The 17,248-nt window shown below is 62.1% G+C and carries 15 protein-coding genes; 9 read left to right on the top strand and 6 right to left on the bottom strand.

Annotation, left to right across the window (positions count from 1 at the left end):
• Positions 1 to 38: 38 nt before the first annotated feature.
• Positions 39 to 260, bottom strand: a complete 222-nt coding sequence (locus ACV22Z_RS19305) for a helix-turn-helix domain-containing protein (RefSeq protein WP_448077944.1) — start codon at positions 258 to 260, stop codon at positions 39 to 41.
• Between the two features lie 51 nt (positions 261 to 311).
• On the opposite strand from ACV22Z_RS19305, the gene ACV22Z_RS19300 reads away from it, so the two are divergent.
• The 3 genes from ACV22Z_RS19300 to ACV22Z_RS19290 all read left to right on the top strand — a co-directional run bounded on the left by ACV22Z_RS19300 (position 312) and on the right by ACV22Z_RS19290 (position 3,540).
• Positions 312 to 1,013, top strand: a complete 702-nt coding sequence (locus ACV22Z_RS19300) for an isochorismatase family cysteine hydrolase (protein ID WP_448077886.1) — start codon at positions 312 to 314, stop codon at positions 1,011 to 1,013.
• A gap of 81 nt (positions 1,014 to 1,094) precedes the next feature.
• Complete coding sequence (locus ACV22Z_RS19295) at positions 1,095 to 2,414, top strand: D-amino acid dehydrogenase (protein WP_448077885.1); 1,320 nt, start codon at positions 1,095 to 1,097, stop codon at positions 2,412 to 2,414.
• A gap of 202 nt (positions 2,415 to 2,616) precedes the next feature.
• On the top strand, positions 2,617 to 3,540 hold the full coding sequence (locus tag ACV22Z_RS19290) for a recombination-associated protein RdgC (protein ID WP_448077943.1): 924 nt from the start codon (positions 2,617 to 2,619) through the stop codon (positions 3,538 to 3,540).
• 631 nt (positions 3,541 to 4,171) lie between these two features.
• Here ACV22Z_RS19290 and ACV22Z_RS19285 read toward each other — a convergent pair.
• Positions 4,172 to 4,375: a hypothetical protein gene (locus tag ACV22Z_RS19285; protein ID WP_448077884.1), complete on the bottom strand. Its 204-nt coding sequence runs from the start codon at positions 4,373 to 4,375 to the stop codon at positions 4,172 to 4,174.
• A 627-nt stretch (positions 4,376 to 5,002) separates the two neighbouring features.
• Here ACV22Z_RS19285 and ACV22Z_RS19280 point away from each other — a divergent pair.
• Both ACV22Z_RS19280 and ACV22Z_RS19275 read left to right on the top strand, forming a co-directional pair.
• Positions 5,003 to 10,516 carry a trifunctional serine/threonine-protein kinase/ATP-binding protein/sensor histidine kinase gene (locus ACV22Z_RS19280; protein ID WP_448077883.1) on the top strand — a complete coding sequence of 1,838 codons (5,514 nt, stop codon included), beginning with the start codon at positions 5,003 to 5,005 and terminating at the stop codon, positions 10,514 to 10,516.
• Positions 10,517 to 10,718: 202 nt separating this feature from the next.
• Positions 10,719 to 11,393 carry a response regulator transcription factor gene (locus ACV22Z_RS19275; protein ID WP_448077882.1) on the top strand — a complete coding sequence of 225 codons (675 nt, stop codon included), beginning with the start codon at positions 10,719 to 10,721 and terminating at the stop codon, positions 11,391 to 11,393.
• Positions 11,394 to 11,437: 44 nt separating this feature from the next.
• Here the strand turns inward: ACV22Z_RS19275 and ACV22Z_RS19270 are convergent, their stop codons facing one another.
• Positions 11,438 to 11,809, bottom strand: a complete 372-nt coding sequence (locus ACV22Z_RS19270) for a response regulator transcription factor (RefSeq protein ID WP_448077881.1) — start codon at positions 11,807 to 11,809, stop codon at positions 11,438 to 11,440.
• 421 nt (positions 11,810 to 12,230) lie between these two features.
• On the opposite strand from ACV22Z_RS19270, the gene ACV22Z_RS19265 reads away from it, so the two are divergent.
• The 3 genes from ACV22Z_RS19265 to ACV22Z_RS19255 all read left to right on the top strand — a co-directional run bounded on the left by ACV22Z_RS19265 (position 12,231) and on the right by ACV22Z_RS19255 (position 15,107).
• Positions 12,231 to 12,359 carry a hypothetical protein gene (locus ACV22Z_RS19265; protein ID WP_448077880.1) on the top strand — a complete coding sequence of 43 codons (129 nt, stop codon included), beginning with the start codon at positions 12,231 to 12,233 and terminating at the stop codon, positions 12,357 to 12,359.
• A 117-nt stretch (positions 12,360 to 12,476) separates the two neighbouring features.
• Positions 12,477 to 13,166, top strand: coding sequence for a response regulator transcription factor (locus ACV22Z_RS19260; RefSeq protein ID WP_448077879.1), 690 nt, complete (start codon positions 12,477 to 12,479; stop codon positions 13,164 to 13,166).
• 150 nt (positions 13,167 to 13,316) lie between these two features.
• Positions 13,317 to 15,107, top strand: coding sequence for a sensor histidine kinase (locus tag ACV22Z_RS19255; RefSeq protein ID WP_448077878.1), 1,791 nt, complete (start codon positions 13,317 to 13,319; stop codon positions 15,105 to 15,107).
• A 212-nt stretch (positions 15,108 to 15,319) separates the two neighbouring features.
• Here ACV22Z_RS19255 and ACV22Z_RS19250 read toward each other — a convergent pair whose 3' ends face one another.
• Positions 15,320 to 15,622 (bottom strand): hypothetical protein, encoded by a 303-nt coding sequence (locus tag ACV22Z_RS19250; RefSeq protein ID WP_448077877.1) that lies wholly within the window; start codon positions 15,620 to 15,622, stop codon positions 15,320 to 15,322.
• 86 nt (positions 15,623 to 15,708) lie between these two features.
• Here ACV22Z_RS19250 and ACV22Z_RS19245 point away from each other — a divergent pair, with 86 nt between their 5' ends.
• Positions 15,709 to 16,176, top strand: coding sequence for a hypothetical protein (locus ACV22Z_RS19245; RefSeq protein WP_448077876.1), 468 nt, complete (start codon positions 15,709 to 15,711; stop codon positions 16,174 to 16,176).
• 69 nt (positions 16,177 to 16,245) lie between these two features.
• On the opposite strand, the gene ACV22Z_RS19240 is transcribed toward ACV22Z_RS19245, so the two are convergent.
• Positions 16,246 to 16,491 (bottom strand): hypothetical protein, encoded by a 246-nt coding sequence (locus ACV22Z_RS19240; protein ID WP_448077942.1) that lies wholly within the window; start codon positions 16,489 to 16,491, stop codon positions 16,246 to 16,248.
• A 28-nt stretch (positions 16,492 to 16,519) separates the two neighbouring features.
• Complete coding sequence (locus ACV22Z_RS19235) at positions 16,520 to 17,074, bottom strand: lecithin retinol acyltransferase family protein (RefSeq protein WP_448077875.1); 555 nt, start codon at positions 17,072 to 17,074, stop codon at positions 16,520 to 16,522.
• Between the last annotated feature and the right edge of the window lie 174 nt (positions 17,075 to 17,248).

Here is a 17,248-nt window from a genome sequence, read left to right as displayed (position 1 = left end):
GAGGGTGTCCTGACCGGGGCCGCACGTTAGTTCCGGGGCTATCGAACGGTCGACGGGAGATAGCCGAAGCATTCCTGGAATCGTTCGGTAAAGTGTGCGCGGGATTTGTAGCCGGACGCCTCTGCAACGCGTGCGATACCCCACGTGGTGGTCTGGACGAGCATCATCGCGTGGTGCATGCGGACGTCGATCAACAGGTCTTCGAATGAGCCGCGTGTCGACGTAAAGGAGACGTGCGAACACGGCGGTCGTGTTGCCAGCGGCTATCATGTGGCGTCAGTCACGGATCCGGAAAACCGTCAGGTGGCGCAATGACAACCAACATGAGTCCCGGCAACAGCGGAAGCGACGAGACCAGCAGCACGTTCGCGCAGCGCATGAGTTCGCAGATTCCGGCAATCGTGCCGGCGCGAACCGCGCTTGTCGTCATGCATTACCAGACCGACATACTCGGACTCTTTCCATCGGTTGCGCCTGCCTTGCTCGCCAATACGCGGAAACTCTGCGACGCGGCGCGGGCCAAAGGCGTCAGCGTCTATTTCGCGAACCTCCGGTTCAGCCCCGGCTATCCGGAGGTCAGCCCGTTGAACAAGAACGGGCAGGGAATCAAGCAACTCGGCCTCTTCGTCGACGATCGGACCTCGCCGGAGTTGGGCAAGCAGGCCAACGAACCGCTCGTCATCGCGCATCGCGCCAGCGTGTTCTTCGGCACCGATCTGGAGGTGCGGCTGTCCGCACAAGGTGTCGATTCGCTGATCATGGTCGGTATTGCGTCGACCGGCGTCGTGCTGTCGTCGGTTGCATATGCGAGCGACGCGGACTTCCGCCTGTACACGGTCAAGGATTGCTGTTATGACCCGGATCAGGTCGTGCACGAACATCTGTTTTCCACCGCATTCGATTCGCGGACAACGGTGCTGTCGCTGGCGGAGGCGTTGCTGCTGCTTGCCGATGCCGTTCGACACGATTGCGCAGATCAATGGACTCAGCCGTCGATCGACGGAAAACGATAAATAAAACTGCCGCGAGTTCATTAACATGGGCGAACGGGCTCGAGGCTGCGGCACCACGGAATTCGCTGGCGGAACGTTCATGTGCTTGGACACCTGAGGAGAAACAGCATGCGAGTCGTCGTGTTGGGGAGCGGTGTTGTGGGTGTGACGTGCGCCTACTATCTGGCACGCGCAGGCCACGAAGTGACGGTCATCGATCGTGAGTCGGGGCCTGCGCTCGAAACCAGCTTTGCGAACGCTGGCCAGATTTCCCCCGGCTACGCGGCGCCGTGGGCTGCACCAGGCGTGCCGCTCAAAGCGGTCAAATGGATGTTCCAGAAGCATGCCCCCCTTGCGATCCGGCCTGATGACGCAGACAAGCAATTCCAGCTGCAATGGATGTGGCAGATGCTGCAGAACTGCACGGCTGAGCGCTATGCGGTGAACAAGGGCCGCATGGTTCGACTGGCCGAGTACAGTCGCGATTGCTTGCAGGCACTGCGTGCCGACACCGGGATCGAATACGAAGGCCGCACTGGCGGGACGCTCCAGGTGTTTCGGACCCAGCAGCAGCTCGAAGGCGCCGCAAAGGACATCGCCGTGCTGAAGGAGGCGAACGTTGCCTATGAGCTGTTGATGCCGGCGGATCTCGCGCGGGTTGAACCCGCACTTGCGGCGACGTCGTACAAGCTGACCGGCGGGCTGCGCCTGCCCGGAGATGAAACCGGCGACTGCCAGCTCTTCACGACACGCCTTGCGGCACTTGCGGAACAGCTCGGCGTGACGTTCCGCTACAACACCGTCATCGATCGCCTTGTCGTCGAAGGTGGCCGGGTCGTCGGTGCGCTGCATGGCAGCAAGCTCGTGCATGCGGACGCATTCGTGGTTGCGTTCGGTTCGTATTCGACGAAATTCCTGTCCGGCGTCGTGAAGATTCCGGTCTACCCGCTCAAGGGTTACTCGATCACCGCGCCGATCGCGAATGAAGCGGCCGCGCCGGTGTCGACCGTGCTCGACGAGACCTACAAGATCGCCATCACGCGATTCGAGAAGCGCATCCGTGTGGGTGGCATGGCGGAAATCGTTGGCTTTGACAAACAGCTGCGTCTGGCCCGTCGCGAGACGCTCGAGATGTGTGTCAACGACCTTTTCCCGGGCGGTGGCGACACGGCGAAGGCGACGTTCTGGACCGGACTGCGCCCGATGACACCGGACGGTACGCCGATCGTCGGCCGGACAGGCCTGCCGAATCTGTTCCTCAACACGGGGCACGGCACGCTCGGTTGGACAATGTCTTGCGGCTCCGGACAGTTGCTCGCCGATCTGATCTCGGGCAAGAAACCGGCGATCCAGCATGACGACCTCAACGTGTTCCGATACGCGGATGAGCCTGCGCCGCCGGCTGACTTCGAATTGAACTGAACGGGATCGGGGGCGGCAGGCGGCTACAAGAGGGAGACGGAACGGAAGGCGCGATGGCCGGACCCGACAGGGTCGGATCCGAAGGTCGGCGGTACGATGCGGAGCAGCCGCTCGAATGGGCGGGTGACAGTCAAGACAAACGGCTGCGTTTGGCCGCGAAGCGTCGCCGTCATATAGAATGATTCGCTTTGCCTGTACGCCCATGTGGTTCAAAAATCTTCAGCTTCATCGTCTTCCGGCGCCTTGGGCCGTAACCCCCGATCAGATGGAAAAATGGCTGGCGCCCCACGCGTTTCAGCCGGGTAGCAGCGTCGAGATGCAGAGCGTCGGCTGGGCATCGCCGCGCGACGACGGCGCGCTCGTGTATTCGATCAACCGGCAGATGCTGCTGCTGTTTCGTGCCGAGAAAAAGCTGCTCCCGGCGTCGGTCGTCAATCAGGTGACCAAGGCCCGGGCGCTCGAAATCGAAGAGCAGCAGGGCTTCAAGCCGGGGCGCAAACAGTTGCGCGAACTCAAGGAGCAGGTTACCGACGAACTGCTGCCTCGCGCGTTCACCATCCGCCGCGATACCCGCGTGTGGATCGATACGGCGAACGGCTGGCTCGTCATCGATGCGGCTGCACCGGCTGTTGCCGACGACGTTCGCGGCCTGCTCGTGAAATCGATCGATCAGTTGCCGCTCGCGAGCGTTCGCGTGGCGCTTTCGCCGGTCGCCGCGATGACGGATTGGCTGCTGTCCGGCGAGGCGCCGGGTGGATTCACCGTGGACCAGGACGCCGAGTTGCGCTCGAGCGGCGAAGGCGGCGCCACGGTGCGATATGTCGGCCACGCGCTGGAAGCGGACGACATGCGCCGGCACATCGAAGCCGGCAAACAATGCATGCGCCTTGCGATGACCTGGGATGACCGGATCTCCTTCGTGCTGACGCCTTCGCTGACGATCAAGCGTGTCACGCCGCTCGACGTGATCAAGGAAGCGGCGGATCCCACCGCGCAGAACGACGATGAATGCTTCGACTCGGACGTCACGCTGATGACGGGTGAATTGGGACGGATGCTGACCGATCTTGTCGATATCCTGGGCGGCGAGCAGCTCGACTCGATTCCTCAGGCGGCAGCAGCCTGAACGCCTTCGGCTGTCGAGGATCATCGCCCCGCGACGGCGAGGTTTCGCGCCGTCGCGGCGGCCGGCAAATCTTCGACGAATATTCTTGATGGATGGCGAGGTCCGGCATCGTTGCCAGAATCCGGCGAGGATAATGAACCCCGCCGCTGGACAATGGCTGCTCGCGACGATGCCCATTTCAGCCGACCGTTCTAACGGCCCAATAGGCGACCGCCGCGAAGATAGCTGCTACCAGGAAGGCAACGGCCTTCCCGGAAGTCCTGGTCATCTCCCTTTCAGTCGCTGCATCCTTCAACGCGGCATCATGGGTGAAAAGTTCCGTTCGGCAGTGCTTGCACCGAACTGCCGAATCGGGATTGTCGACGTAGCAGAAGTAACACTTTTTCATTGGCTACCATAGCTTCGTTTATTGAGTCGCTGTCGACTCGGCTTTTCCCGCTACCGGAACGCCCCGCTTTGAAGAAGCCGGGCCACGCCGCGACATGCGGTATTGGCAGCATTGGAAGACGCCGTGCCAAGGCAAGCGGATATCCGTTTGTCCTGGCACGTCCCGTGGCCGCGCCCGATGAGTCAGCCGCGGCCGCCTGTCCGATCGCCTTGTCGGTCAGCGCTCCGATGAAGCGCGTCCAAGCTAGCGCGGCGCATAGCCGCTGGTAACCGAGTTGATCAGCAAGCCGTCGACATAGACGGAAACGGGCTCGCCATCCGGCGACGTCAGCAGGTTCGCGATGTTGTGCTGGCCCGGCAGTTTCATCATGCCTCCATGCACGGCGGCCATGCCGTGATGGTCGAGTTCGTCGGCGAAGGGCAGATCCGTGATCGCGAGGGTGTTCATGGCGTGCTCCTGATCGATGTGACGTGTCGTGTCGGATTGGGGGCGCAATACTTGCTTTGATCAGGGCAAAAGCCGTGCCAAAAGTTTGCTGCATCTGTGCGACACGCGGCCGGGGCCCGGCAGAACAAGGCGAACGCGTGAATCGAGTCAGTGCGCGCGATCGATCTCACCCGCCCTGATTGGCATGTGTGACGGATTTAGGCGGACAGGGCGCGTCCGACCGTTGCGGCTCTGCCAACAGCCCGAACAGAACAACTCAGCGTGTCGAAGCCCAACGATCAATCACGCGGCCAAGTGCTTGCCTGATCCGGCGTCTCTGTCTGAACGATCGGAACTGCCCGGCTGCTGCCTTACGCAGCTGGGGGCAGTCGACCCGAAGCGGTCGCTGGGCACGGCTTCCCAACTATGGCCGCTTTTCATTGCAAAACTGACACTTGCTCGCAAAGACTTTCTGCAGTTTCTCGCGAACTTCAACGGTCACCGGCCGAGGTTCGCCGGCCGCGGGATGCGGGTCGCGAATCGTGTCGCGCAAGCGTTCCGCGCGGACCGGATCTGTTTCGCGTCAAGGAGGGGGCCCCGTCTTCATAAGTCGTCGGGTGTATTCTGGGGAATCAGCGGAGGGCAGCGATGAATGCTACCTATGCTTACGACGAGATGAGCAACGGCCTCCAGACATTGTGGGAGGACGGCGAGCGCATCTTCAGCCGGACACGATGGCCGGCCAATGGCGGCGACGAGACACTACTCATCGCCCGGCCCGCCGTCGAGCAGCCCTCCCCCGCCAGCCTTGATCGGCTCGCTCACGAATTCGAACTGAAGGACGAACTCGATGGCGCGTGGGCTGTGCGGCCGCTGGCGCTGGTGCGCGAAGGCGGCGGGACGCTGCTGGTGCTTGAGGATCCAGGCGGTGAGCCGCTCGCGCGGCTGGTCGGCGCGCCGATGGCGGTGGGCAGTGCGGTGCGCGTCGCCGTCGGCATTGCCGCGGCGCTGGGCAAGCTTCACCAGCGCGGCCTCGTCCACAAGGACCTCAAGCCTGCCCATATCCTCGTGAACTGCACGGACGGGCAGCCGCGCCTGACCGGCTTCGGTATTGCCTCGCAGCTGCGACGCGAGCGACAGGCGCCCGAGCCGCCGGAGACCCTCGCCGGTACGCTTGCCTACATGGCCCCGGAACAGACCGGGCGCATGAACCGCTCGATCGACGCCCGCAGCGATCTGTATGCCCTTGGCGTCACGCTCTATCAGATGCTCACCGGTGCGCTGCCGTTCGCCGCAGCCGATCCGATGGAGTGGGTGCATTGCCATATCGCGCGAAAGCCCGTGGCGCCCAGCGAGCGGCTGGAGGGCGTCCCCGCCGCGTTGTCGGCCATCGTCATGAAGCTGATGGCCAAGACGGCCGAGGAGCGCTACCAGACCGCCGGCGGCGTCGAGCGCGATCTGCGGCGCTGCCTCGCCGGGTGGGAAACCCACGGTGACATCGACGACTTTGCACCCGGTCAGCAGGACACGCCCGATCGGCTGCTCATCCCGGAAAGGCTCTACGGGCGCGAGGGCGAGGTCGAGACCTTGCTGGCCTCCTTCGATCGCATCGTCAAAAGCGGCGCGCCGGAACTGGTGCTGGTCTCCGGCTATTCGGGCATTGGCAAGTCCGCGGTCGTCAACGAATTGCACCGGGTGCTGGTGCCGCCGCGCGGGCTCTTCGCCGCGGGCAAGTTCGACCAGTACAAGCGCGACATCCCTTATGCGACGCTCGCTCAGGCTTTTCAGAGCCTCGTGCGACCGCTTCTCGGCAAGCGCGACGCCGAGCTTTCCGGCTGGCGCGACGCCTTTGTCGAGGCGCTCGGGCCGAACGCACGGCTCATCGTCGACGTCGTGCCCGAGCTCAAGCTCATCATCGGCGAGCCGCCCCCTGTCCCCGAGCTTGAGCCGCAGCAGGCACAACGCCGTTTCCAGCTGGTGTTCCAGCGTTTTATCGGCGTCTTTGCCAGGGCGGAACATCCACTGGCGCTCTTTCTCGACGACCTGCAATGGCTCGACGCGGCCACGCTCGATCTGCTCGAGGACTTGTTGACCCGCTCCGATCTGCAGCACCTGATGTTGATCGGCGCCTATCGCGATAACGAAGTTATTGCTGACCATCCGCTGAGGCGCAAGCTCGAAGCCATCAAGGCCGCTGGCGGGGTGGTCGCCGAAATCGCGCTTGCGCCGCTTGAGCAAGCGCATCTGCGGCAATGGCTTGCGGACGCACTTCGCTGCGAGCCCGCGCACGTCGCACCGCTTGCGCAAATGGTTCATCAGAAAACCGGCGGCAATCCGTTTTTTGCCATTCAGTTCCTGTCGTCGCTCGCTGACGAGGGCATGCTCATCTTTGACCACGATGCTGCCCGCTGGTGCTGGAATCTCGACCACATTCACGCCAAGGGATATACCGATAACGTTGTCGACCTCATGGTCGCGAAGCTCACGCGCCTGCCGGGCGAAACACAGCATGCATTGCAGCAACTGGCCTGTCTTGGCAATAGTGCCGAGACGACGACGCTCTCACTCGTCCTCGGGGCGCCGGAGGAGCAGGTTCATGGGGCGCTCTGGCCCGCCGTCCGGCTGGAACTGGTCGAGCGTGGCGCGGCTGGCTACCGGTTCGCCCACGACCGCATTCAGGAAGCCGCGTATTCGCTGATCGCCCAAGCGCGACGAGGCGAAACTCACCTTCGAATCGGCCGACTGCTGGCGGAACACACGCCGGGCGGGAAGCGCGACGAGGTGATCTTCGAGATCGTCAATCATCTGAACCGCGCGATCCCGCTGATCGGGTCACGCGCGGAGCGGGATCAGCTCGCCGAGTTCAATCTGATCGCCGGGAGGCGCGCCAAGGCTTCCACCGCCTACGCCTCAGCGCTCAAGTATCTGGCTGCTGGCGTGGCGCTCGTGGGCGACGATGGCTGGGGTCGCCTGCGGGAGCTCATCTTCGCGCTGGAGTTGAACCGGGCCGAATGCGAATTTTTGACCGGTGCGCTGGCGGCGGCGGACGAGCGTCTGGCGGCACTGGCAAAGCGCACGAAAGATTCGGTGGAAGCCGCGCGCGTCGCGTGTCTGCGCGTGGATCTCCATGTGACCCTCGATCAAAGCGGCCGCGCGGCCGCCATCGGTCTCGAATACCTCAGACATCTGGGCATCGAGTGGTCGCTGCATCCGACGGAAGAGGAAGCGCGCCGGGAGTATCAGCGGATCTGGTCCACCCTCGGAAACCGCCCGCTTGAGGCACTCGTCGATCTGCCCTTGATGAGTGACCCAGCATCCCTCGCAACTGTCGATGTTCTGGCCAAACTGGCGGTGGCTGCCCTTTATACGAATCGGAACCTGCTTTGCCTGGTCACCTGTCGCATGGTCAATCTGATTCTCGAGCATGGCAACGCTGACGCATCCTGTTTCGCCTTTGTGTGGCTCGGCGTGATCGCCGGGCTGCACCTCGGCGACTACGAGACTGGATATCGATTCGGCCGGCTCAGCTACGAGCTGGTCGAGCAGCGCGGGCTGAAGCGCGACGATGTAAGGGCCTATATGATCTTTGGCGGTATGGTCCTGCCGTGGAAACAACCTGTCCGGGCTGGCCGTGAACTGGTGCGTCGCGCGTTCGAGGCGGCCAGCCAAAGCGGGGACCTCACTTGCGCGGCGTACAGTTGTAGCCACCTGAATACGAACCTGCTTGCCGCCGGCGATCCGCTCGAGCAGGTGCAAGGCGAAGCCGAACGGGGTCTCGCGTTTGCGCAGAAGATGCGATTCGGTGCCTTCATTGACCGCATCGGCGCCCAGCTCGGCCTGGTACGGACGCTGAGGGGGCTCACGCCGACGTTTGGCCGCTTCGACGATGCGACTTTTGATGAGCTTCGGATTGAGCGCCGCTTTACGGAGAACCCGAATCTGGCAATGGCCGAGTGCTGGTACTGGATCCGCAAGCTGCAGGCGCGGTTCTTCGCAGGCGACTATGGTGCGGCGCTCGACGCCTCATTGCGGGCGCGACGGCTGCTTTGGACGTCGCTAACCTTCGAAATCGCCGAGTATCACTTTTACAGCGCGTTGTGTCGCGCGGCCTCATTCGATACGGCGACGGCTGATGAGCGACAGGTTCACATTGACGCGCTTGCTGAGCATCAAAGACAACTCGAGATTTGGGCAGATATTTGCCCGGAGAATTTCGAGAACCGCGCTGCCCTCGTGGGCGCGGAGATCGCCCGGATCGAAGGCCGCGCGCTCGATGCCGAAGCGCTTTACGAACAGGCTATCCGCTCGGCCCAGGCAAACGGCTTTGTGCACAACGAGGCGCTTGCCAACGAACTGGCTGCACGTTTCTTTGCGACGCGAGGTTTGGAGAAAATCGCGCGCGTCTACCTGCAGGATGCCCACGACGCCTATCTGCGTTGGGGTGCCAATGGCAAGGTGCGACAGCTTGAACAGTGCTACCCGCACCTCAAGCCTTATGCGGACCATGCGCGCCAGACGGCCGCACCCGGAACGCCAATCGAGCAGCTGGATCTCGCTACCGTGCTGAGCGTCTCACAGATCGTGTCGGGCGAGATTGTGCTCGAGAACCTGATCGAAGCGCTGATGCGCACCGCCGTGGAGCACGCCGGTGCGCAACGCGGCCTGCTTGTGCTCCCGCGGGATGCCGGGCTATGGATCGAGGCGCAGGCCGATACAGACGGCTCCTCAGTCACGGTCGCGCTCCGCAAGGCGCCGATTGCTGCCGCCGAGCTGCCCGAGTCGATTCTTCAGTATTGCGCGCGTACGCAGGAGAGCGTCATCCTCGACGATGCCTCAGCTCGGGGCGCGTTCACCGACGACGCGTACATTGCCCGCGTGCGGGCGCGATCGATCCTCTGCCTGCCTCTCGTCAAGCAGGGAAGGCTGATTGCATTGGTTTATCTGGAAAACAACCTCGCCGCCGGCGCTTTTACCCCGGCAAGGATTGCGGTCTTGAAGGTACTGGCTTCGCAGGCCGCGATGACGCTGGAAAATGCCCGTCTGTACCGTGATCTCGAAGAACGCGAAGCGAAAATCCGGCGCCTCGTCGACGCCAACATCGTCGGGATCTTCATTGGGGATCTCGAAGGCGGAATCCTCGAAGCCAATGACGCGTTTCTTCGTATCGTCGGATACGACCGTGACGATCTCCTGGAGGGGCGTCTGCGCTGGAGCGACCTGACGCCACCAGAATGGCTTGAGCGCAACAGAAGAGAGTGGATGCCGGAACTGAAGATCACGGGGACATTGCAGCCCTATGAGAAAGAGTACTTCAGGAAGGACGGCAGCCGCGTGCCCGTGCTGATCGGCGTTGCGATGCTGGACGAGAGCGGGACTCAAGGCATTGTGTTCGTGCTCGATCTGAGCGAGCGCAAACGGGCGGAAGCGCAGGCACGCCAGATGCAGCTCGAGCTCGCGCATGCCAACCGCGTCACGGCCATAGGGCAGCTCGCGGCCTCGATCAGCCACGAAATGAAGCAGCCGATCGCTGCGACGGCCATCAATGCGTCAACGGGTCTGCGCTGGCTTGGTCGCGAACCACCCGATGTGGCAGAGGCCCGCCAGGCATTCGAGCGAATCGTCCGCGATGCCAGGCGTGCAGGCGAGGTGATCAAGCGCATTCATGGTCTTGTCAAAAAGGCCCCGACGTGCAACGAAATCCTGCAGCTCAACGACGTGATTCGCGAGGTCACGGTGCTCACGTCGGGTGAAGCCCACGGGAGCGGCGTCTCGGTTCAGCTGCGGCTTGCAGAGGATTTACCGTTCATCAAAGGCGACCGGGTGCAACTGCAACAGGTGATGGTGAACCTTGTTATCAATGCCATCGATGCGATGAGCACGGTGGACGTGGAGCCGCGGGAATTGACGATCAGCACCGCCATGGATAAGCCGGGTGCCGTCCTGGTGACGGTGTGCGATTCCGGGCCGGGTGTCGCGCTCGAGAACATCGAGCGCCTCTTTGAGCCGTTTTATACGACAAAGACCAGCGGGATGGGCATGGGTCTGTCGATCTGTCGCTCGATCATCGACGCACACGGCGGCCGGTTGTGGGCAAGCGCCAACGTACCTCGCGGCGCTATCTTTCATTTCACGGTGCCCGTCCATCCCGCTGTTTCGGCGTAAACCGGCCTCGTATTCCGGACCGCAAGGTAACGCGTCACCGGCGACCTCGACGACCGCGTCCCGGTCGCGTCCGCCCTGGAAACGGGGCGGACACGTCGTGCAGATTCAGATCACCTAGAATAGCTACCGTCATCGTCAGCGGTGACGTGCAACCGTCTGACAAAAAAAATGAAGTGCATGCCGGATGGGGAAAGGAGGCAAGATGAGTGCCGGGTCGCATTCTACTTCGGCCCAGAGCCCGCACGATCGCGAAGACCCGGTGGTCTACGTGGTCGACGACGACGAGGCGATGCGTTTTGCCCTCGACGGTTTGCTGCGCTCGGTTGGGCTACGTGTGGAGACATTCGAATCGTCACGGGACTTTCTTGCTTTCCCGAAGCCCGACGCGCCCAGTTGTCTGATTCTCGACGTCAGGTTGCGCGGCGAAAGCGGCCTTGCCTTGCAGGAGCAGATTGCAAAGATCGATGTGCGCATGCCGATCGTGTTCATGACCGGGCATGGCGACATCGCGATGACAGTCAAGGCCATGAAAGCGGGGGCTGTCGATTTCCTGGCGAAGCCGTTTCGTGACCAGGACATGCTGGACGCAGTCGCCAATGCGTTGGCGCGCGATGGTGAGCGTCTCGCCGCCGAACAATCGATCGCGGCGCTTCGGGCTGCCTATGATTCCCTGACACCGCGTGAACGAGAGGTGATGGGGTTCGTCGTCGCCGGCCTGATGAACAAGCAGATTGCCTCCGAGATGAATCTCAGTGAGATCACCGTGAAGATTCATCGCGGGCAGGTCATGAAAAAGATGGCGGCGCGCTCCGTCGCGGATCTCGTCAGAAAGTCGGAATCGCTGGGTGTCAATCCGCAGCCACCGAAGCATTCCTGAGAGGGGCGAGTTCGGAAGCGCCGTCCCGGCGTCTTGTCGATCCGCTACGGCCGGTCCAGCGCAACGTTGAGCCAATACGCGATGGCCTCGGGATCAACCGGCTTGTCGAGTACAGCCAGCACACCACTTGCCAAGGCCTTTTCCTTCAGGTTGGCCGATGGGAATGCCGTAATGAAGATGGTCGGCGGCGCATACCCGAGTGCAATGATGCGGTCGTGCATTTCGACTCCCGACATGCCGGGCATCATGACGTCGGAGATCAGGCATGACGTCGAGGCGACATGGCCGGATTGCAGGAACTCCTCTGCCGATGCGAACAGGCACGTATGCCAGCCGAACGAGCGTATGAGGCTCCCAGTCGCGAGGCGGACGGCCTCGTCGTCGTCAACAATCGAAACTACCTGATCGGAACGCAAGATTAGCCTCGATCTTCGGGAAACGGAGTTCACGCAGTAACAACGCCACTGCATGCACCACGCGTGCGTTTGCGATTCCCAGCGTAGTTCCCACGCCAGAGGCCGGGAATCATACACAAGTATTAGTCCGCCGCATTCGCATCGCCCAATCCTGCTCATATCCTGCGACGATTGCAGATCCGCAGATACGGCGAACTCATCCTTTGATATGAGTTGCGGCGTTCCCATCGGCGCGTGTCACGGCCCCGCGGGTTATACCCTCGTATGAGCGCTCGAAGCCTATGTAGGAGCTGCGCCACCCGTCCGTAGAATGGTCTTGAGGCGCCCGCGCGCCTACCCTTGTGTCATGACCGATGCGATCGCGCAGTGCGCCTCGCAAAACGTCGTGTGATGTGGTGGCCAGTCTCGAGAGGAAAACATCATGTTCAACGTGCTGAACAACTGGATCTTTGTCGGCGCGAATGCATACGACGAGTACACGTTCGTACCGTGGCTGAACCGGAACGTGTATCGGCGGACAGTGGAGCTGCACCGCATTTGCTTGCTCTAGCCGCTGAGCAACGCTCCTGCTTCGCCGGGTCTGGTAGCAACCGCGCTGCCGGTGCCGTTGCCGCTGCCGCGCTCTGGCCCGAATGACACATCCAGGTTCCTACGAATGGAGTTTGCAATGACACCAGCCCATGCAGCTGAACGCGAACTGGATTTGTCGTCGGCGCAAGCAACGCCGGTCGTCTTCGTCGTCGACGACGACATCTCGGTGCGTGAGTCGCTCGAAGCAATGATTCGCTATGCCGGTCTCATTGCAGAAACGTTCGCTTCCGCACAAGACTTCCTTGGCCGCCCCCGCACGACGGTCCCGAACTGCCTGGTGCTGGACGTCGGTCTTCCCGATCTCAGCGGCCTCGACCTGCAAAATCTCATTGCATCCGAGCGTACCGACATGCCCATCATCTTCATCACCGGCCGCAGCGACGTGCCGACAACGGTGCGGGCCATGAAAGCCGGGGCGGTTGAATTTCTCACCAAGCCCTTTGACGACCAGGTCCTGCTCGATGCCATCCGGCACGCCATCGAGCGTAGCCGCGCGGCATTGAGCGAAGGCGTAGAGCTGAAGGCGATCCAGGATCGCTACGACTCACTCAGTCGACGCGAGCGCGAGGTCATGGCATTGGTGGTGACCGGCCTTTTGAACAAGCTGGTGGGATGCGAGTTGGGCATCAGCGAGATCACGGTGAAGGTGCACCGAAGGCACGTCATGCAAAAGATGAACGCCCGCTCACTCGCCGAATTGATAAGTATGGCGGGAAGACTTCATGCTTGCCGCGCGCCACGGGCAGCGCTGCAAATCGCTGCGTGAGCGGTGGAGCCGACCCGCCCGAGCGCGCTCCGCGCCCTGAACGGCAGGTCCGCCATTTGAGGCTCGGTTATCTTGAACCGTACGGGCCGCTGTGTTTTCTGCTGCATGTCGGTTCATTTGATCCGGTGAAGGCAACTGCGTGGAGCAGATGTGAAATCGGCGATTCATAAGCCACTTGGGTTCAAGACTCAGTTCCGTCTCTTGATTGGCACCCTTGCGGTATGCTTTGTCGCATACGTCATGTGCTCGTTGGTTGTCCTCAATGGGTTGGAAGTAAACGGACCGTTGTACAAAAAGATAGCGCTAAGCAAGGATCTGACTTCGGACGTTCTGCCTCCACCCGAATACGTGATCGAGTCTTACCTGGTGTGCTTCCAGCTTGTCGAGGCGAGCGCGGCCGAGCAGCAGCGCCTGATCGACCGACTCAAGATGCTGAAAAAGGACTACGACGACCGTCATCGCTACTGGGAACGACAATCGCTGAATCCGGATACCCGACAAGCGCTCCTGGGACAGGCAAATGCCGCAGCGCTCTCCTTCTATCAGACTGTCTTCAATGACCTCATCCCCGCGGTGCAGCGCGCCGACCGGCTCGCGGCAATCGATGCGCTGGCCAGTATTTCGCGGGAATACGAAGTTCACCGCAAGGCGATCGACCGGGTTGTCCAACTAGCGAGAATGGACACCGAGACGGTGGAGGCCAAAGCCCGGCAAGGAATATGGGCTGGGTTCTTGTTGCTGTGCGCGGTCTTCGTCCTTGCGGTCGTCAGCAGCGTATTCATAACCCGTTGCCTGACAACACTGAACAGACAACTCGAAGCGCGCGAAGCGAAGATCCGGCGCCTGGTCGACGCCGACATTATCGGAATCTTCATCTGGGAGCTCGAAAGCATCATCGAGGCCAATGATGCGTTCCTCCGCATCGTGGGCTGCGAACGTGAGGATCTTGTCTCCGGTCGCGTCCGCTGGACAGACCTGACCCCGCCGGAATGGCTCGACCGCGATCTGCGACATTGGCTGCCAGAACTGAAGCGGACCGGCCGCCTGCAACCGTTCGAGAAAGAGCTTTTCCGGAAAGGCGGCGGCCGGGTACCCGTGCTGATCGGCGCGGCGAGCTTTGAAGCAGGCGGGAACCAAGGTGTCGCTTTCGTGCTTGATTTGACCGAGAGTAAGCGCGCAGAGGCCGAAGCACGCGAAAGTGAGCGCAGCTACCGCGAGATCCAGTCCGCGCTGGCGCACGCAAACCGCGTCACGACCATGGGGCAGCTCACGGCCTCGATCAGCCATGAAATCAAGCAACCTATCGTCGCGTGTGCCACCAACGCCGAGGCGGGTTTACGCTGGCTGAGCGCACGGTCGCCGAATCTGGAGGAAGTTCGGCAGGCGCTTGAACGTATCACCAAAGACGCAAGGCGCGCCAGCGAAGTTGTGAACCGCATTCATGGCCTCGTCAGAAAAACCCCGACGTGTATGGAGTCGGTGCAGATCAACGAGGCGATTCGCGAGGTCATTGCGCTGGCGCGCGGTGAGGCCGAGAAGAGCCGCGTTTCCGTACGGATGGAACTTGCGGAGGAATTACCGCTCGTTCAAGGCGACCGGGTGCAACTCCAGCAACTGATGCTGAACCTGACCATCAACGCCATTGAAGCGATGAGCGCGATGAACGTCGAGCCGCGGGAATTGACGATCAGCACCGCCGTGGATGAGCCGGGTGGTGTCCTGGTGGCGATGTGCGATTCCGGGCCGGGTGTCTTCCCCGAGAACATCGAGCGCCTCTTTGAGCCGTTTTATACGACCAAGACTACCGGTTTGGGCATGGGCCTTTCGATCTGTCGATCGATCGCCGAAGCACACGGCGGCCGCTTGTGGGTCAGTGCAAACGTCCCCCGTGGCGCTATCTTCCAGTTCACGGTGCCCGTCCTTCCAGCAGTTGCAGCGTAAGACAGCCCCGCGTTCCAATGCGCCGCGATCGTCGCGATTTGGCATGCTGAACATGACGCAGTGCCATGAGGGGTTGCGCGCATTGTCGAATGGAGACGTTTTCCGCGCGCCCGCGGTCAACATCGCCGGAAGACTTCATCCTGGCTGCACGTCCGAGTGACAGATAGCGCAGGTCCCTTCACGCCTATGGCCGCATCAGTCCGGATATCATGTCACCGCACCCTCAGCGCGACAGGTGCCTCGTCGCGATACCCGCCTCCGAGCGCCTTCGACATCGCGATGTCCTGACTCAGGCGCTGCCCGTCAATTTCCAGCATGGAGATGCGTTCGAGCAACACGGGCTGGCGGGCGTCCATCGCCGTCAGCCGGCTCGCGACGCCCCTTTCATAGCGTGCTTGCGCACTCGCCTCAGCGAACGATACCGCATCGATCTTCTGCGCCTGCAGCGCGGCTTCCTCATCGAGGTCCTGAAGCCTGCAGCCCGTCACGGCGACATCGCGCACGGCGTTCAGCACCGCCTGGTTGTACTGCGTGATCAGCGCGTTGCTGGCGGTGCGCGCGCCGCTCAGGTTCGCGTTGAGCCGGCCGCCATCGAAGCGCGATGGCGAACAAGCTCGCTCCGCAGATGACCATGAAGACCCCACGGGCAAAGCGCAGGTCGGCGATGGCGGCGGCGCCGATGAGGCAAAGCAGTACCTTCGACGCCACCAGGGCGAGCAGCGCGGTGGAATTGATCGACGCGTCCAGTTCCAGCGGCGCTTCAATCAATGCCCAGCCACAAGTCACGACTACAGATGCTTTGAACAGGCGCTGCGATCTGGGCGCCGATTCGCCCGGGTCCTTTGGAACGGGTTTCGAAAGAACTTCATTGCAGTCCAGCGCGTTGATGAAGTCGGCCGTTTTCCGGGGATTCGCGAGAATGTCTCCTGTGGGCGGGACGGGAGCCTTTGTCAGGCACGGCGTTGAATCCTTCCAGCGCGTCGTGCATGCCGAGAGCGCGCTTCGCCGGCTTGCCGGAGCCTTGACGTTGCATGTGCCGGAGCGGCGGTTCTGCCAGCCTGGCGGATAGCTTGCGCGCCGCACAGCGCGAGCCGCACGATACGCAGGCCGCGGGCGCCATATGGCTCGTTTCCGTCTTTCATCGGACAGTCCTCCACGCAGACATTGCCGGCCGCGATTGGGCGGGCGGATACACATTCCACGATCCGTCGTCGTGACGAAAAAAGAAGATCGACAGCAGACCGCCGGGACGCATCGCCTCGACGCACACATACCGACGATGCATCTGCGTGTGGCAGAAGCGCGCAACGTGCGCGGGCATCGCAGGCGTGGGCGCGAGCCATTTTTCGACGGCCCGGCGCAGTGTCTTTTCAGTCGCGCTCATGATGGTCTCCTTAAGATCTCCGTGTACTTCAAGCTCCAGTCGCGGCATTCATGCTGCCTGCGCCAACAACGGCGCGGACGGCTTTCACGCGGTCAACGATGAACGTGCTCACGAGGCACAGCAGCGCGTGGACGCCGGTGCGTGGATCCGCAAGGCAGGCACGAATCTGTTCGCTGCGGCTAGCGCCGAGCAGGCACCACGCGCAGAAGTGCTCGCAGTTGTTCGTCAGCAGGCGATAGCGGTTCTCCCCGAGGCGCGAGCGGGCACGCAGCACAGCTTCTTCGCCGCAATACGTCGGGAACGGATGCCGACGCACGGCAATGGCATGGCCGTCAGCGAACGCTTCGAGCGCGACTTCCTCGACGGGACCGCGGCGCTCGGACGTGGCGAAGCCAGCGTAGTGAATGACCTTGCCGCTACCGGCATAAATACCGTGATGCTGGTAGCCACGACGTTGCGTAATCAGGTGGGCACCGAGATCGGGCTCGTCGTTGAAACCGCGGAGCGCGACGTCCGACAATGGCAAAGCGGCTGGGCGGTTTGCGACCTGCTCGCTGCTTGATCGCTGGAAGTTACGGTTCATGGCGTGGCTCCAAGTCCGGGAGTGAACGGCTGATGCGACGAACGGCCGACGACGCAACCTGAGGAGTGAACGCGTCTGGTGCGTCGTCTTGCGAACCAATTTAGGTTGTGCCCCGCACAGTCGCAATTGCACTTTGGTTTAGGCATGACACGACATGCCTTCTCACCGACACGA

It is taken from the genome of Burkholderia sp. PU8-34 (genome assembly GCF_053427725.1).
Note: the sequence above shows the minus strand (reverse complement) of the source record. Positions and strands in the feature narration are given on the sequence as shown.

Coding starts and splice junctions, on each gene's coding strand:
- ACV22Z_RS19300 (WP_448077886.1), top strand. CDS start 312: ATGACAACCAACATGAGTCCCGGCAACAGCGGAAGCGACGAGACCAGC.
- ACV22Z_RS19290 (WP_448077943.1), top strand. CDS start 2,617: ATGTGGTTCAAAAATCTTCAGCTTCATCGTCTTCCGGCGCCTTGGGCC.
- ACV22Z_RS19285 (WP_448077884.1), bottom strand. CDS start 4,375: ATGAACACCCTCGCGATCACGGATCTGCCCTTCGCCGACGAACTCGAC.
- ACV22Z_RS19280 (WP_448077883.1), top strand. CDS start 5,003: ATGAATGCTACCTATGCTTACGACGAGATGAGCAACGGCCTCCAGACA.
- ACV22Z_RS19275 (WP_448077882.1), top strand. CDS start 10,719: ATGAGTGCCGGGTCGCATTCTACTTCGGCCCAGAGCCCGCACGATCGC.
- ACV22Z_RS19265 (WP_448077880.1), top strand. CDS start 12,231: ATGTTCAACGTGCTGAACAACTGGATCTTTGTCGGCGCGAATGCATAC.
- ACV22Z_RS19260 (WP_448077879.1), top strand. CDS start 12,477: ATGACACCAGCCCATGCAGCTGAACGCGAACTGGATTTGTCGTCGGCG.
- ACV22Z_RS19245 (WP_448077876.1), top strand. CDS start 15,709: ATGGCGAACAAGCTCGCTCCGCAGATGACCATGAAGACCCCACGGGCA.
- ACV22Z_RS19240 (WP_448077942.1), bottom strand. CDS start 16,491: ATGAGCGCGACTGAAAAGACACTGCGCCGGGCCGTCGAAAAATGGCTC.
- ACV22Z_RS19235 (WP_448077875.1), bottom strand. CDS start 17,074: ATGAACCGTAACTTCCAGCGATCAAGCAGCGAGCAGGTCGCAAACCGC.